This window comes from Roseburia sp. CLA-AA-H209, assembly GCF_020687575.1.
Classification (GTDB): Bacteria; Bacillota; Clostridia; order Lachnospirales; family Lachnospiraceae; genus Roseburia_C; species Roseburia_C amylophila.
The window spans coordinates 91,680-107,004 of the sequence record NZ_JAJEQU010000009.1; the positions used below are offsets into that span (position 1 = coordinate 91,680).

The window sequence follows — 15,325 nt, forward strand, 5'->3', positions numbered from 1 at the left end:
GGAGGGACGAACATGTTAGAAAATTTAAGATTATCTTTTCAGGGTATCTGGTCACACAAGATGCGTTCCTTCTTAACTATGCTGGGTATTATTATTGGTATTGCAGCGATTATTGCAATTGTATCTACGATTAAAGGAACGAATGAACAGATTGAGCAGAACCTGATTGGCGCAGGTGATAACAATGTTACAGTGCAGTTGTATCAGGGAGATTATTCCATGGATTTTTCCTATGGAAGTGTACCGGGTGGAATTCCGGTAATTACAAATGAAGCACTGGAGCAGATTAAAGATCTGGATGAAGTAGAGGATGCATCTTTATTCCTTTCCAGACAGGATTATGATGGGGCATACTATAAAAATACTTCTCTTTCCGGCGGTTATATTATGGGAGTAGACAATGGCTACTTTAATACTGCGGGAATGATTATGAAGAGCGGACGCTGCTTTACCGAAGAGGACTACAGTGATTTTTCAAAGGTCGCAATCTTAGATGAAGATTCTGCAGAAGCATTATTTCAGGGAGAGAATCCAATTGGAAAGACCATTGAGATTAAGCAGCAGCCATATATTGTTGTAGGAATTGCAACCAAGAGCGAGCAGTTCGAGCCGGTTATCAATTCCATTGATGATTATTATACTTATTCCCAGGACAGCAGTGGTAAGATTTATGTACCATCTGTAACCTGGCCGATTATCTATCGTTATGACGAACCACAGCAGGTTCTCATTAAAGCAAAGAGCACCAGCGATATGACCAATGCAGGAAAGAAGAGTGCCGATATTTTAAATGGCTATCTTGCAGCATCGGATGATACCATTAAGTACAAATCCGAAGACTTACTGGAGCAGGCAAAACAAATTCAGCAGTTGAGCCAGTCCACCAATACCATGTTAATCTGGATTGCCGGAATTTCCCTTCTGGTTGGCGGTATCGGTGTAATGAATATCATGCTGGTATCCGTAACGGAGCGTACCAGTGAGATTGGTCTGAAGAAAGCAATCGGAGCAAGAAAGTCTGTTATCTTAGGACAGTTCTTAACCGAGGCAGCAGTACTTACCAGTTTAGGCGGATTGATTGGAGTTCTGGTGGGAATCATATTAGCTGAGATTATCTCGAAACTGAGTACCACACCGGTTGCCATCAGTGCACCGGCAGCCGTAGGCGGCGTGGTATTCTCCATGATTATTGGAATTATTTTCGGTCTTCTGCCATCCTATAAGGCAGCAAACTTAGACCCAATCGAGGCATTGCGTCACGAGTAAAAAATAGAAAAAGTGTAAAAAAAGAGGAAAATTCAGATTTCATTGAATTTTCCTCTTTTTAGATTTTACTGTCATGGTGTAAATGAGCTGTTTTTATATCAGAAAGACCAAGAAAATAATCGGAAGAAACACTATAGTAATGGCAGAGCTTCAGAAGATGGCGGATAGGAAGCTCATTAGCACCACGCTCATAGCGGGCGTACATGGTCTGGGAAGTTCCGAGAACGTCGGCAATTTCCTGCTGGGTTTTGTCATGGTCTTCGCGTAAATTACGCATTCGCTGTATATAATCCATATAATCTCCAAATCTAAAAATAAATCCGGAATTTTTCAAAAATAAATTTATATAATTCTCAAAAAATCCAGAATATATCCTAAAAATAATATGTCTTGCAGAGGACTTTTTTAATTTATCATAATAAAGATGTTTACTATTGGCTTTAGTAAATATATGTACTAAAATAGAGAGCAGTTCAAATGATAAAAGGAAGATAAACAGGAAAGGCGGACATTTATGAAAAACAGAAAGATTTCAACAGCAATAGCGGAAAAAGTTATGACAGGAGTATTAACGATACTTATGGCAATATCAGTTACAGCCTGCGGCAGCACGAAGGAGCAGGAAAATTCAGCTGCCACAGAAGTGACCGAAGCAGTTGTCACAACTGAGACAGAGAGCGAGACAGCAACGGAGGCAAAGGTAGAAAATGCGATCGTGACAGAGACCGAGGAGCCGGTGCTGTTTCGGGTGAAGGTTACGAATTCAAATGGAGCATATTTAACAGACCAGCCAAGTGACAAAGAGTATCACGATTTTATTTTGACGGATTATGGAACCGAGTTTGATGTATTAGAAGTATTTAATAATGAGGCAGAAGGATATACCTTTTATAGGGTTAATTGGAATGGACATAGAGAGTTTTTGTGGGATAGAGATGCAACAGTTATCGACTAACCATACATTCATCACATTTTTCAGCAACACAGTATTTTAGATATAAAGAACTGCAAAAATTTTCTTAAAAGAAAAGTCGCTTAGATCGTGAATGTGCCAAGGCACATTCTTTTTCCAGAAATGAACATGGATATAGTAAAAAGTAACAAAAATCCCTTCCGAATTTTGTTATGGGTTTTATGGTTTTACGATGGTTTACGATGGGTTTACGAATGGAAAACTTGATAACATAGTCAAATTATGATATGATGTGACTATAATATAGGCGGAGGTGTTTTTTATGCATGCATTACAGGAAACAATACGACCATCTGCAGATTTAAGAAATCATTATAGTGAAATTTCAAAACAATGCAGAGAAGAAAATGAAGCGGTTATAATCACAGTAAACGGTCGTGGTGATACAGTCTCTCTTTCGTATGAGGAATATAAAAGAATGAAGTCAAGAATAGAACTTTTGGAAATTCTTACAGAAGCGGAAGATGATGTAAAGAATGGTAGAGTAGCACCGGTTCGTGAAACATTTGATGATTTAAGACAAATGCTTGGGGAGGAATAGAATTATTGAAATATGAAGTTGTTCGTACAGAAACGGCAGATGCGCAGATTAGAAAAATCGTATTGTATATAGCCGAAAATTTTGGTAATAAGGTTGCACTGGAAAAATTAGAAGAACTGGAACAGAATATTCTTGATTTGGCAGTTCATCCATTAAAGGGGGGAGAAACGCATTATCTGGTATTGAAAAGACAAGGGTATCGGGTGTTGATATTGGAAAAAAATCTGGTTTTCTATAAGATAAATGAAGAAAATAAAAGAGTTATAATCTATGCTGTTGTTGACCAACGCCAGGATTACTTAAATATAATCAGAGGATTGTAGAATCCCCTTGCGTAAATCCACTCCCCGCGCTATAATAGGAAACAGAGTAAAAACAGCGTTTGACGAAAGCTAAGATTGACGGAATAATTCAGAGAGCTGGCGGCTGGTGTGAGCCGGTATTAGGAAGCAATTGGTCCACTTTCGGAGGCTGGTGGTGAAAGCCACGGGTTCGTACCCCTTATGATACGCAATGAAGTGGTCGCAGGCAAAGAAGAGAAGACGTAAAAAGAGATGCGGCAAAATGGGTGGCAACGCGGAACGGTAGATAAGCCTTTCGTCCCATGTATGAAAATGCATGGGATGGAAGGCATTTTTTACGCGAGTAGCGAGAAAAACCGCATGCTTACGAATCAATCCTATAAAATTTTCAAAAAAGCACATGATATCAAAGAAGGAGAACAAAGATGATTGATTTAAAATTCTTACGGGAAAATCCGGACATCGTAAAAGAAAACATTAAGAAGAAATTCCAGGATCACAAATTGCCACTGGTAGACGAGGTAATTGAGTTAGATGAGCAGGCAAGAAGTGCACAGCAGGAAGCAGATGCATTACGTGCAAACCGTAACAGTATTTCCAAGCAGATTGGTGCATTGATGGGACAGGGCAAGAAAGACGAAGCTATGGCATTAAAAGAGCAGGTAAGCAAAGATGCAGCCCGCCTTGCAGAGTTAGAAGAGCAGGAAAAAGATTTACAGGAAAAGATTACCAGGATTATGATGACAATTCCAAACATCATAGACCCATCCGTTCCGATTGGAAAAGATGATTCCTGTAACGTAGAAATTGAAAAATTTGGTGAGCCGGTTGTTCCGGATTTTGAAATCCCATATCATACCGATATCATGGATCGTTTCCATGGTATTGATTTGGACGCAGCAGGAAAAGTTGCGGGAAATGGATTCTACTATCTGATGGGAGATATTGCAAGAGTACATTCTGCAGTTATTTCTTATGCAAGAGATTTCATGATTGACCGTGGATTCACATACTGTGTACCACCATTTATGATTCGGAGCAATGTTGTAACCGGTGTTATGAGTTTTGATGAAATGGATGCCATGATGTATAAAATCGAAGGCGAGGATTTGTATCTGATTGGTACTTCTGAGCATTCCATGATTGGTAAATTCATTGATACCATCAATGATGAAGAAAAACTTCCATATACCCTGACCAGCTACTCTCCATGTTTCCGTAAAGAAAAAGGAGCACATGGTATTGAAGAACGTGGTGTATATCGTATCCACCAGTTTGAGAAGCAGGAAATGATTGTTGTATGTAAGCCGGAAGAGTCCAAAGAGTGGTATGACAAGCTCTGGAAGAATACCGTAGATTTGTTCCGCAGCTTAGATATTCCGGTACGTACCCTTGAGTGCTGTTCCGGAGACTTAGCAGACTTGAAAGTGAAATCCTGTGACGTAGAAGCATGGTCTCCACGTCAGAAGAAATACTTCGAAGTAGGAAGCTGCTCTAACTTAGGCGATGCACAGGCAAGAAGACTGAAAATCCGTGTCAAAGGCAAGGATGGAAATAAATATTTCGCACATACCTTAAATAATACTGTAGTTGCACCACCTCGTATGCTGATTGCGTTCTTAGAGAACAACCTCAATGCGGACGGAAGCGTAAATATTCCAAAGGCATTGCAGCCATATATGGGTGGAAAAGAAAAACTGATTCCACTGGATTAATTGAAAATAAGAATTTTGGAAACTGATTTTGAAAAAATAAGTTTCAAATAGTGAGAAAATCAAAAGAAACAGGAAACTGTGTTTTGTGTATAAAATTCACAAGACACAGTTTCTTTTTTATGAAGAACTATTGTGAAAAGTGTGATAATTATTGATAAAAATAACCGGATATTGTATAATATATACAAATATTGTAATGGATCACGGCAAAAAACAACCTGTGAGGGGAGCAATACAGGTATCATACAAAGGAGGGGCACATGGCAGAACCAAGAGAATTGATTCTGAAACTTGGTCAGAAGATTACAGACCGAATCGGAGTAAAAGTTACGGAAAATGACCCGGAATACTGGGGCTTGGCAAGTGTAGTGACGGATGAGATGGCAGAAGTTGCACTGGCAATGAAAGTCAGAGTACCGGCTACCGTAGCAGAAGTAGCAAAGAAATGTAAGAAGAGTGTAGAGCGGACCGAAGAACTCTTAGAAGAAATGAGTGTCATCGGAGTCATTGAGTACAACTGGGAGAACGAAGACCATCACAAACAGTATGTACTTCCAATGTTCGTACCGGGATGCGCAGAATTCATGGTAATGAACAAAGAGCAGGTGGAAGAGCATACCGAAATCGCAGATTTCTTTGAGCAGATGGCAAGACTACCACTGGAGAAAGTAACACCGATGGTTCCGCTGGGGGGAGCAGGAATCGGAATGCATGTTATTCCGGTAGAGAAAGCAATCCCGGCAAACCAGCAGTCGGCAAGCGTGGAGCATATTTCCCACTGGCTCAATAAATATGATAAATATTCCGTGGGCGCATGTTCCTGCAGACGGCAACAGCGAATCCGTGGGGAGGGAACCGGAGACTTAGAGGATGATTTATGTATTGGTGTCGGTGATATGGCAGATTACTGTGTAGAGACCGGAAAGGGCCGTTACATTGATTATGATGAAGTAATGGAGATTCTGCAGCGAGCAGAGGATAATGGCTATGTCCATCAGATTACCAACATTGATGGAGAAGATAAAATCTTTGCAATCTGTAACTGTGCAGTCGGTGTATGTAATGCATTGCGTACATCCCAGCTTTTCAACACACCGAATATGTCACGCTCCGCATACCGTGCCAGCGTAGAGCCGGAGAAATGTGTAGCCTGCGGAAGATGTGTAGAGTACTGTCCGGCTGGTGCAGCAAAGCTCGGACAGAAATTATGCACCAAAGATGGCGGACATATTACCTATCCGCAGCAGGAGCTTCCGGATACCACCAAGTGGGGACCGGAAAAATGGAATCCAAATTACAGGGATGATAACCAGATTAACTGTTATGACACCGGTACCGCACCATGTAAGACAGCATGCCCGGCACATCTTCCGGTACAGGGATATATTAAAATGGCATCTCAGGGAAGATATCTGGATGCATTGAAGCTGATTAAGACGGAGAATCCGTTCCCGGCAGTATGTGGAGCAATCTGTAACCGCCGCTGCGAAGATGCATGTACCAGGGGAACCATTGACCAGGCAGTAGCCATTGATGAAATCAAGAAATTCATTGCGGAACAGGAGCTCCATGCAGAGAAGCGTTATATTCCACCAATGTTGAATTATTCCGGAAAGCCTTTTGAGGAGAAGGTAGCAGTAATCGGAGCAGGACCGGCAGGGATGTCAGCCGCATTCTATTTAAAGAAAATGGGTTATCCGGTTACTGTATTTGAAAAAGAAAAAAGACCGGGTGGTATGCTGATGAACGGTATTCCATCTTTCCGTCTGGAAAAAGATGTGATCAATGCAGAAATCGATGTGCTGCGCGAGATGGGGGTAGAATTCAAGTGCGGCGTAGAAGTTGGCGAGGACATCACCATAGCACAGCTGCGTGAACAGGGGTATAAAGCATTTTACATAGCAATTGGTGCACAGGGCGGACGTATGACCGGAGTACCGGGAGAAGATGCCGTAGGCGTAGAAACCGGAGTAGACTTCTTGCGTCGTGTCAATTTAAATGAAGAAGGCGTGAAATTATCTGGCAAGACCGTAGTAATCGGTGGAGGAAATGTAGCAGTAGACGTTGCAAGAACCGCACTTCGTACCGGATCTTCCGATGTATCCATGTTCTGTCTGGAATCAAGAGATATTATGCCGGCAGCCGATGATGAGGTGGCAGAGGCAGAAGAAGAGGGCATTGTGGTAAATAATTCCTGGGGACCAAAGGAAATCCTTACCGAGAATGGCAAAGTAACCGCAGTAGTATTCAAAAAATGTATCTCTGTACTGGATGAGAATAAACGGTTTTCACCAAAATATGACGAAGAAGAATTATTAACTGTTCCTTGTGACCAGGTATTATTATCCATTGGACAGTCCATTAAGTGGGGGGCTTTATTAGAAGGAACCAGAGTGGAATTTAATCCGAACGGAACCTTAAAGGCAGACCCGGTAACATACCAGACTGCAGAGCCGGATATTTTTACCGGTGGAGATAACTATACCGGACCAAGATTTGCTATTGATGCTATTGCAGCAGGAAAAGAAGGCTGTGTATCTATTCACCGTTTTGTCCATGAAGGACAGAGCCTTACTTTGGGACGTAACAGAAGACAGTTCATTGAGCTGGATAAAGACAATATTAAAGTTGAGACCTTTGACAATGCAAAACGTCAGGTGCCGGGACATAAGGCTGGAGATGCAAAGCATACCTTCCGTGATTTACGAAGCACCTTTACCGAGGAGCAGGTACAGAAGGAAGCAAACCGCTGCTTAGGCTGTGGTGCTACCGTAGTAGACCCGAATAAGTGTATTGGCTGTGGAATTTGTACAACGAAGTGCGAATTTGATGCCATCCACTTAAGCCGTGACCTGCCGGATGCAAGCCGCATGGTAAAATCAGAAGACAAGTTAAAGGCAATCTTCCCATATATGTTAAAGCGTGAGATTAAGATTAAATTCAAAGGCAGGAAGAAATAAAAAGCAGGATGTGAGTGTATGCATGAACTGGGAATTATCATTCATATTTCCAAAACATTAAAGGAAGTAGCAGAAGAAAATGAAGTGACGAAGATAGGTTCTGTTACTCTGGAAATTGGAGAAGTCAGCGGAATTGTCCCGGAATACCTTTTAGACTGCTGGGACTATTACCGGAAGAAATCGGACCTGTTATCGGAATCGGAATTGCGTATCGAGACGCTTCCGGCGGTAACCATGTGCGAGAATTGCAAAAAAACTTATCCGACTGTAAAATTCGGCAGACAATGTCCGTACTGTAAGAGTGATGACACCTATCTGCTGACGGGAAATGAATGCAGTATCAAAGAAATGGAGGCCTGCTGAGGCAGGCTTTCCAATAAATAATTTACCAAAGAAAGAAGGGGTTAAAATGTTGTTTCATGTTTATGGAGGAAATGGAATTTATCAGTGGATTGCCATGCTGGCAGTCTTAGCCGGACTTATTTTATTAAATGAGTTTGCAAGAAGAACCAAGTTTGGTGGACTTATGATGTTTGGAATTATTCCGCTGGCACTTACCGTTTACTTTGTTGTAATTGCAGTATGCGCAGGACAGGGCGTAGAATGGGCAGTCAATAACCAGACACATCTTTATATGAATGGATGGTTCCATTATGCAAAACTGTATGCAGCACTTGCCGGATGTATCGGCTTTATGATGATTAAGTATGAATGGGGTATTGGAAAGAAACAGTGGTTCCGCGCATTCCCATTTGTAATCGTAGCAATTAATATTTTGATTGCAGTAGCCAGCGATTTCGAATCCGCAATCAACGGCTGGTATTCCTGGTGGTTATCTTCTGAAGATGTATGGCTTTATGGTGGCTGGCACAACGTAATGAACGGAATCGCAGGAATCTTAAATATCCTTTGCATGACAGGCTGGTGGAAAGTATATTCTTCCAAAGACAAGAAGGATATGATCTGGCCGGATATGATCTGGGTTTACATTGTAGTATATGATATCTGGAACTTCGCTTATACCTACAATTGTCTGCCAACCCACTCCTGGTTCTGTGGTGTAGCACTGCTTTTAGCACCTACTATTGCAGCATTAATCTGGAACAAGGGTGGCTGGATTATGAACCGTGCAAATACACTGGCAATCTGGTGTATGTTTGCCCAGATTTTTCCACTGTTTCAGGAGACTACTGCCGATGGAACAACCTATTATCCATGGGCAACCGTTTCCAGACAGTATGCAGACGGAACGGTAAATGGCATTGTAGCAGGAACTTCGAACAACGCAGATCCGACCGCAATGACCATCGTCAGCGCACTGGCACTGATTGTAAATGCCATTGCATTAGGATACATCATTTACAAATCGGTAAAGAACAAGAAGAATCCGTATACCAACGAAGTATTTACAGACTTCAAGTATTATAAAGATGCACTGGCAAGAGCAGATGTAAAATAAGATATAATTGAGGAACTGGAAATGAAAGTAATTGAAGTAAAAAGAAGTATATTTGAAAACAATGATAAGGATGCTGCCAGCTTAAGAGAACAGTTAAAGAGAGAGAAAACATTTCTCTTAAATCTGATGTCTTCACCGGGAAGTGGCAAGACTTCTACCCTGGTGCCAACGGTCAATGAGCTGTTAAAGGACTACCGGGTAGGAGTCATGGAAGCGGATATTGATTCCGATGTAGATGCATGGACGATTGCTGATAGGACAAAGGCAAAGGTTGTGCAGCTTCATACCGGCGGTATGTGCCATCTGGATGCAGACATGACCAGACAGGGCTTGAAGGAGCTTGGCACGGAGGATGTAGATATTGCTATCCTTGAAAATGTAGGAAACCTTGTCTGCCCGGCAGAGTTTGATACCGGAGCAGTGAAGAATGCAATGATTTTGTCCGTACCGGAAGGACACGACAAGCCATTGAAATATCCATTAATCTTTACTGTATGCGATGCACTTATTATCAATAAAATTGATGTGCTGCCATATTTTGACTTTGATATGGATAAGGTAAAGGAGTATGCATGGAAACGGAATCCGAATCTTAAGATATTCCCAATCTCCGCAAAGACCGGAGAGGGAATGGAAGCATGGTACTCCTGGCTGAAAGAAGAAGCAGATAAATGGATGAAATAAAGCATCCTTTTGGGTGAGAAAACAGCCGGAAACATCACAAAAAAACTAGCAAAAGAACGAAAAATAATTAATTGATTTAAAAATCCCCTTGCAATAGGAATAAAAAAGTGCTATAGTCCTAGCTGTAGACGAAGATGTCAAAAACACGGAAACGTGTTTTTGGCATCTTTTTTTTACTTTACAGGAAATTGCTTTCCTGTAAAGTAAAAAACGCTCCGCGAGGATGCGCACTGCGGCGTATAAGGTAGATATCGCAAGCGACCGCCGCAGGCGCGAGAATGTGCCAGGGCACATTCTTTGTTACGTGCGCTACTCGCATAAAGAGTTTCTCAAGTGAAAAGAAGGAGGATTAGATATGAATACTGGAGATACAGCATTTATGCTGATTGCAACAGCACTTGTGTTTTTTATGACCCCGGGACTTGCATTTTTCTATGGAGGTCTTGTACGAAGAAAGAATGTATGTAACACGATGATGGCATGTGTGGCAATCATGGGATTGTCGGTAGTGCTTTGGACACTGTTTGGTTATTCCCTTGCATTTGGTGGCAACCACGGAGGTATCATCGGAGATTTCCGTTGGATAGCCTTGAATGGTGTAGGCTGGGAGGCAGGACCTTATGCAGATACCATTCCACATCTTGTATTCTGTGCATTCCAGATGATGTTTGCCATGATTACACCGGCACTGATTACCGGTTCCTTAGTAGGAAGAATGAAGTTTAGGGCACTGTTTCTCTTTGTAACACTATGGTCCTTTGTTGTATATTATCCACTGGCACATATGGTCTGGGGAGAAGGCGGACTTTTAGCAGCGATTGGCTCTGTTGACTTCGCAGGAGGAGATGTGGTACATATCAGTTCCGGAATCAGTGCACTGGTTCTGGCAATCATACTTGGAAGAAGACGTGGCTATGAGCAGGTAACTTATCGTATTCATAATATCCCGTTTGTTGTATTGGGAGCATCCCTTTTATGGTTTGGCTGGTTTGGATTTAATGCAGGAAGTGCACTGGCAGCCGATGGACTGGCAGCCCATGCATTTATGACATCTGCAATTTCTGCAGCAGCAGCCTTATTATCCTGGATGTTTATTGATGTTGTAAAAGAAGGAAAGCCAACCCTGGTAGGCGCATCCACCGGACTTGTAGTAGGACTTGTGGCAATTACACCGGGTGCAGGATTTGTTCCAATCTGGTCAGCATTTATTATCGGAGCTTTGGTCAGCCCGATTTGTTACTTCGGAGTTGCACTTATTAAGAAAAAACTGAAAATTGATGATGCGCTGGATGCATTTGGATGCCATGGAATCGGCGGTATCTGGGGTGGAATTGCTACCGGAATTTTTGCACAGAAATCCATTAACAGTACTGCAAAATGGGATGGTCTGGTGTTTGGAGATTACCGCCTTTTCCTGGCACAGCTGGAAGGAATTTTAATTACCATTGTAATTGCAGTGGTTGGTACCCTGCTTTGTGTAGCAGTGGTAAGAATCTTTACTCCGCTTCGTGTGAGCTTAAAAGAAGAACAGCTTGGACTGGATGTAACACAGCATGGAGAAAATGCTTACCCAAGCTTCAATGGATTAGACCAGTAGGATAGAAAAGGAGATAATCAGATATGATGATTAAAATAGATGCAATTGTGCGGGAAGAAAAATTCGAAGATGTAAAAGCAGCATTAAATGCCATCGGAGTCAACGGTATTACGGTATCGCAGGTTATGGGCTGTGGTGTGCAGAGAGGATATAAGGAAATCGTCCGGGGCATGGAAGTGGCAGTGCAGATGCTTCCGAAAATCAAATTTGAAATCGTAGTATCTTCCGAAGAATGGGAACAAAAGACCATCGAAGCCATTCAGAAGGCAGCCTTTACCGGAGAAGTCGGCGATGGCAAAATCTTCAGCTATGAGATTCGCTCCGCCCAGAAAATCCGTACCGGAGAGACCGGCTATGACGCATTACAGAGCAACGATTAAAGGAAGGATAGATTAAAAAAGTAATACAAAATTGATTAAATTTAGACCTTGACATTAAATTTAAAAGGGAGTAAAAACAATAATTAAATAATTCATATGAGGAGGAATTTGAAAATGAATGGTTTAGTTATTGTATTAATAGCCATCGTATTGTTGGCTGCCGGTTATTTACTTTATGGACGCTGGCTGGCTAAGAAATGGGGAATCGACCCGAAAGCTGAAACCCCTGCAGTAAAATATGAAGACGGAGAGGACTTTGTTCCTTCATCCAGATTTACCGTATTCTCACATCAGTTCTCATCTATCGCTGGTGCAGGCCCTGTAACGGGACCAATCCTTGCCAGTGTGTTCGGATGGGTACCTGTATTCTTATGGATAGTAGTTGGTGGATTGTTCTTCGGAGCAGTACAGGACTTCGGTGCTCTGTACGCATCAGTTAAGAATGAGGGAAAATCCATGGGTATGATTATTGAAAAGTACATTGGTAAGATGGGAAGAAAACTTTTCATGTTATTCTGCTGGTTATTTACCCTTTTGGTAATCGCAGCATTTACAGATATGGTTGCCGGAACCTTCAATGCATATCCGGCAGGTGATGGTAAGGCTGTATATGCTAATGGTGCAGCAGCAACCGTTTCCATGTTATTTATTGGTGTTGCAGTTATCCTTGGTATTATCTTAAAGAAAGCACCAAAGATGAACGAAATCGTAAAAGGTATCGTTGCAATTGCATTAATCGTAGTAATGTTTGCAGTAGGTATGAAACTTCCAATCTATACCAATAAGACCATGTGGATCTACATTATCATGATTTACTTATTCTTGGCATCGGTACTTCCAATGTGGCTTTTGATGCAGCCAAGAGATTATATGACAACCTTTATGCTTCTTGGTATGATTATCGGCGCAGTTGTTGGTGTAGTAGTTGCACATCCTGCAATGCAGTTAAATGCATTTAACGGATTCGTTTTAACCGGAGCAGACGGAAGCAAATCTTATCTGTTCCCGACCTTATTTGTAACCATTGCCTGCGGTGCTGTTTCCGGATTCCACAGTCTGGTATCTTCTGAGACATCATCTAAGACCATCCGCAATGAAAAAGATATGCCTATGGTTGGTTATGGTGCAATGGTAGTAGAGTCATTACTTGGAATTATCGTATTGGTCGTTGTTGGTGCAGTAGCTGTAAATGGTACAAAACCAGATGGAACACCATTTGCAATCTTCTCATCCGGTGTTGCCGGTTTCCTTGAAATGTTAGGTGTACCAAATGATGTGGCAACTGTATTTATGACCATGTGTGTATCTGCATTAGCACTTACTTCACTGGATTCTGTAGCACGTATCGGAAGAATGTCCTTCCAGGAATTATTCTATGAGGATACAACAGACCCTGCAAAAATGGGTGGTGTCCGCAAAGTATTAACCAATAAATATTTTGCAACAATCGTAACCTTATTCTTTGGATACTTATTAACACTGGGCGGATACAACAATGTATGGCCGCTGTTTGGTTCCGCAAACCAGTTGCTTGCAGCACTTGTTCTGATTGCACTGGCTGTATTCTTAAAGACTACCGGACGTACCGGCTGGACGCTGTATGTACCAATGGTAAGCATGCTGGCAGTAACCTTTACTGCACTGGTTCAGAAATTCATTGCACTGGTAAGCAATGTAATGAATGGAACTGCAGTATTCTTAGTAGATGGTTTGCAGCTCATTGTTGCAGTTCTTCTGATGGTATTAGGTGTTATGGTAGCAGCAAGCTGCTTTACCAAACTATTAAAGACCAAAAAACAGGAAGAAGCATAAATTGAATAGAAATTAAATTGAAATTTTTAAATGGAAATTACATTTACTTCTTTTCAAATGGGGAAAAATAAGATACAATCTTGAGTTATGAGATAGTAAAGGAGCAAATGACGATGATTAAGGTAGTTAAATTTGGTGGAAGTTCACTTGCAAGTGCAACGCAGTTTGCAAAAGTAGGCAGGATTATCACATCAGACCCGGAACGCCGCTATGTTGTACCAAGTGCACCGGGAAAACGAAATTCCAAAGATACCAAGGTAACAGATATGTTATATGCATGTTATGCTCTGGCGGAAAATGATGAGGATTTCGATAAGGAATTAAAAAAGATTGCAGAACGTTATGATTCCATTATTAACGGATTGAACTTAAAGCTTTCTCTGAAAGATGAGTTTGAAGTAATTGAGAAGAACTTTGCAGCTAAGGCAGGTTCTGATTACGCAGCTTCCAGAGGCGAATATTTAAATGGTATTGTAATGGCGAACTATTTAGGCTATGAATTTGTGGATGCAGCAGAAGTAATTTTCTTTGATAAAGATGGTAACTTTGATGCAGACAAGACAGATAAAGTGTTGAGCAAACGTCTTTCCAAGGTTGAACGTGCTGTAGTTCCTGGATTTTATGGTTCCATGCCGGACGGAAGTGTTAAGACCTTCTCCAGAGGCGGCTCTGACATTACAGGATCTATTGTTGCAAAGGCTGTTCATGCTACAGCATATGAGAACTGGACTGATGTTTCCGGTTTCCTGATTGCAGACCCAAGAATTATTGACAATCCGGAACCAATTAAAGTAATTACATACCGTGAGTTAAGAGAACTTTCCTACATGGGAGCAAGCGTATTACATGAAGATGCAGTATTCCCGGTCCGTAAAGCCGGTATTCCAATCAACATCCGTAATACCAATGCACCGGAAGATGAGGGAACATGGATTGTGGAAACAACCTGTCACCAGTCCAAATATACCATTACCGGTATTGCCGGAAAGAAAGGCTTCGTATCTGTAAATATTGATAAAGATATGATGAATTCAGAAGTTGGTTTTGGACGTAAAGTGCTTTCTGCATTTGAAGAAAACGGTATTAACTTTGAACATATGCCATCTGGTATTGATACCATGACCGTATTTGTACATCAGCCGGAATTTGAAGGCAAGGAACAGGCGGTTGTATCTGCAATTCACCGCCTTGCAAAGCCGGACAGCGTAGAATTAGAGTCTAACATCGCCCTGATTGCAGTTGTAGGACGCGGTATGCGTTCCACCAGAGGAACATCCGGAAGAATCTTCTCAGCACTGGCACATGCGAATGTCAATGTTAAGATGATTGACCAGGGGTCATCTGAGTTAAATATTATCATTGGAGTAAGTAATTCTGATTTTGAAAATGCCATCAAGGCAATTTACGATATTTTCGTAACAACGCAGTTATAAGAAAACTGAAGAAAATATATAAAGAAGATGTAGAAAAAGAGACCTGTTATTTTGCAGGTCTTTTTTTACTTTACAGGAAATTGCGTTCCTGTAAAGTAAAAAACGCTCCGCGAGGATGCACACTGCGGCGTATAAAAATGTCTGGTAAATAAATTTAAGGAGTTTAATAAAAAGTGGGTGGAAAGTCGGAATATTTGTGGTAA

Annotated in this window: 14 protein-coding genes; 13 read left to right on the top strand and 1 reads right to left on the bottom strand. The window is 41.5% G+C overall.

The features are described from left to right. The first annotated feature begins 12 nt into the window (after positions 1-12). Complete coding sequence (locus tag LKD41_RS09980; protein ID WP_227701088.1) at positions 13-1,266, top strand: ABC transporter permease; 1,254 nt, start codon at positions 13-15, stop codon at positions 1,264-1,266. Positions 1,267-1,324: 58 nt separating this feature from the next. On the opposite strand, the gene LKD41_RS09985 is transcribed toward LKD41_RS09980, so the two are convergent. Next, on the bottom strand, positions 1,325-1,561 hold the full coding sequence (locus LKD41_RS09985; RefSeq protein ID WP_227701089.1) for a helix-turn-helix domain-containing protein: 237 nt from the start codon (positions 1,559-1,561) through the stop codon (positions 1,325-1,327). 219 nt (positions 1,562-1,780) lie between these two features. Between LKD41_RS09985 and LKD41_RS09990 the strand changes: the two genes are divergently transcribed. The 12 genes from LKD41_RS09990 (at position 1,781) to LKD41_RS10045 (ending at position 15,122) form a co-directional block, all read left to right on the top strand. After that, positions 1,781-2,221, top strand: coding sequence for a hypothetical protein (locus LKD41_RS09990; protein ID WP_227701090.1), 441 nt, complete (start codon positions 1,781-1,783; stop codon positions 2,219-2,221). 280 nt (positions 2,222-2,501) lie between these two features. Continuing rightward, positions 2,502-2,780 (top strand): type II toxin-antitoxin system Phd/YefM family antitoxin, encoded by a 279-nt coding sequence (locus LKD41_RS09995; protein WP_022243932.1) that lies wholly within the window; start codon positions 2,502-2,504, stop codon positions 2,778-2,780. Between the two features lie 5 nt (positions 2,781-2,785). Beyond that, complete coding sequence (locus tag LKD41_RS10000; RefSeq protein WP_117947828.1) at positions 2,786-3,103, top strand: type II toxin-antitoxin system RelE/ParE family toxin; 318 nt, start codon at positions 2,786-2,788, stop codon at positions 3,101-3,103. A 404-nt stretch (positions 3,104-3,507) separates the two neighbouring features. Beyond that, a complete protein-coding gene (gene serS / locus LKD41_RS10005; RefSeq protein WP_022243934.1) occupies positions 3,508-4,797 on the top strand; it encodes a serine--tRNA ligase in 1,290 nt (429 codons plus the stop codon). 260 nt (positions 4,798-5,057) lie between these two features. Further along, on the top strand, positions 5,058-7,757 hold the full coding sequence (locus LKD41_RS10010; RefSeq protein WP_118088273.1) for an FAD-dependent oxidoreductase: 2,700 nt from the start codon (positions 5,058-5,060) through the stop codon (positions 7,755-7,757). Positions 7,758-7,775: 18 nt separating this feature from the next. Continuing rightward, positions 7,776-8,120 (top strand): hydrogenase maturation nickel metallochaperone HypA, encoded by a 345-nt coding sequence (locus LKD41_RS10015; RefSeq protein ID WP_117697576.1) that lies wholly within the window; start codon positions 7,776-7,778, stop codon positions 8,118-8,120. A 46-nt stretch (positions 8,121-8,166) separates the two neighbouring features. Then, a complete protein-coding gene (locus LKD41_RS10020; RefSeq protein WP_022243937.1) occupies positions 8,167-9,216 on the top strand; it encodes a DUF5692 family protein in 1,050 nt (349 codons plus the stop codon). A gap of 21 nt (positions 9,217-9,237) precedes the next feature. Continuing rightward, positions 9,238-9,900 (top strand): hydrogenase nickel incorporation protein HypB, encoded by a 663-nt coding sequence (gene hypB, locus LKD41_RS10025; protein ID WP_227701091.1) that lies wholly within the window; start codon positions 9,238-9,240, stop codon positions 9,898-9,900. A 355-nt stretch (positions 9,901-10,255) separates the two neighbouring features. Then, a complete protein-coding gene (locus LKD41_RS10030; RefSeq protein ID WP_227701092.1) occupies positions 10,256-11,497 on the top strand; it encodes an ammonium transporter in 1,242 nt (413 codons plus the stop codon). A gap of 23 nt (positions 11,498-11,520) precedes the next feature. Further along, on the top strand, positions 11,521-11,877 hold the full coding sequence (locus tag LKD41_RS10035; RefSeq protein WP_022243940.1) for a P-II family nitrogen regulator: 357 nt from the start codon (positions 11,521-11,523) through the stop codon (positions 11,875-11,877). 114 nt (positions 11,878-11,991) lie between these two features. Continuing rightward, positions 11,992-13,689 carry a carbon starvation CstA family protein gene (locus LKD41_RS10040; protein ID WP_118088276.1) on the top strand — a complete coding sequence of 566 codons (1,698 nt, stop codon included), beginning with the start codon at positions 11,992-11,994 and terminating at the stop codon, positions 13,687-13,689. A 113-nt stretch (positions 13,690-13,802) separates the two neighbouring features. Then, the gene (locus LKD41_RS10045) at positions 13,803-15,122 is read left to right on the top strand and encodes an aspartate kinase (RefSeq protein WP_117947834.1); all 1,320 of its coding nucleotides are present in this window, start codon (positions 13,803-13,805) and stop codon (positions 15,120-15,122) included. Positions 15,123-15,325: the final 203 nt, after the last annotated feature.

Excerpts from the sequence above, each read along its gene's own strand:
- LKD41_RS09980 (WP_227701088.1), top strand. The coding sequence starts at position 13 with ATGTTAGAAAATTTAAGATTATCTTTTCAGGGTATCTGGTCACACAAG.
- LKD41_RS09985 (WP_227701089.1), bottom strand. The coding sequence starts at position 1,561 with ATGGATTATATACAGCGAATGCGTAATTTACGCGAAGACCATGACAAA.
- LKD41_RS09990 (WP_227701090.1), top strand. The coding sequence starts at position 1,781 with ATGAAAAACAGAAAGATTTCAACAGCAATAGCGGAAAAAGTTATGACA.
- LKD41_RS09995 (WP_022243932.1), top strand. The coding sequence starts at position 2,502 with ATGCATGCATTACAGGAAACAATACGACCATCTGCAGATTTAAGAAAT.
- serS (WP_022243934.1), top strand. The coding sequence starts at position 3,508 with ATGATTGATTTAAAATTCTTACGGGAAAATCCGGACATCGTAAAAGAA.
- LKD41_RS10010 (WP_118088273.1), top strand. The coding sequence starts at position 5,058 with ATGGCAGAACCAAGAGAATTGATTCTGAAACTTGGTCAGAAGATTACA.
- LKD41_RS10015 (WP_117697576.1), top strand. The coding sequence starts at position 7,776 with ATGCATGAACTGGGAATTATCATTCATATTTCCAAAACATTAAAGGAA.
- LKD41_RS10020 (WP_022243937.1), top strand. The coding sequence starts at position 8,167 with ATGTTGTTTCATGTTTATGGAGGAAATGGAATTTATCAGTGGATTGCC.
- hypB (WP_227701091.1), top strand. The coding sequence starts at position 9,238 with ATGAAAGTAATTGAAGTAAAAAGAAGTATATTTGAAAACAATGATAAG.
- LKD41_RS10030 (WP_227701092.1), top strand. The coding sequence starts at position 10,256 with ATGAATACTGGAGATACAGCATTTATGCTGATTGCAACAGCACTTGTG.
- LKD41_RS10035 (WP_022243940.1), top strand. The coding sequence starts at position 11,521 with ATGATGATTAAAATAGATGCAATTGTGCGGGAAGAAAAATTCGAAGAT.
- LKD41_RS10040 (WP_118088276.1), top strand. The coding sequence starts at position 11,992 with ATGAATGGTTTAGTTATTGTATTAATAGCCATCGTATTGTTGGCTGCC.
- LKD41_RS10045 (WP_117947834.1), top strand. The coding sequence starts at position 13,803 with ATGATTAAGGTAGTTAAATTTGGTGGAAGTTCACTTGCAAGTGCAACG.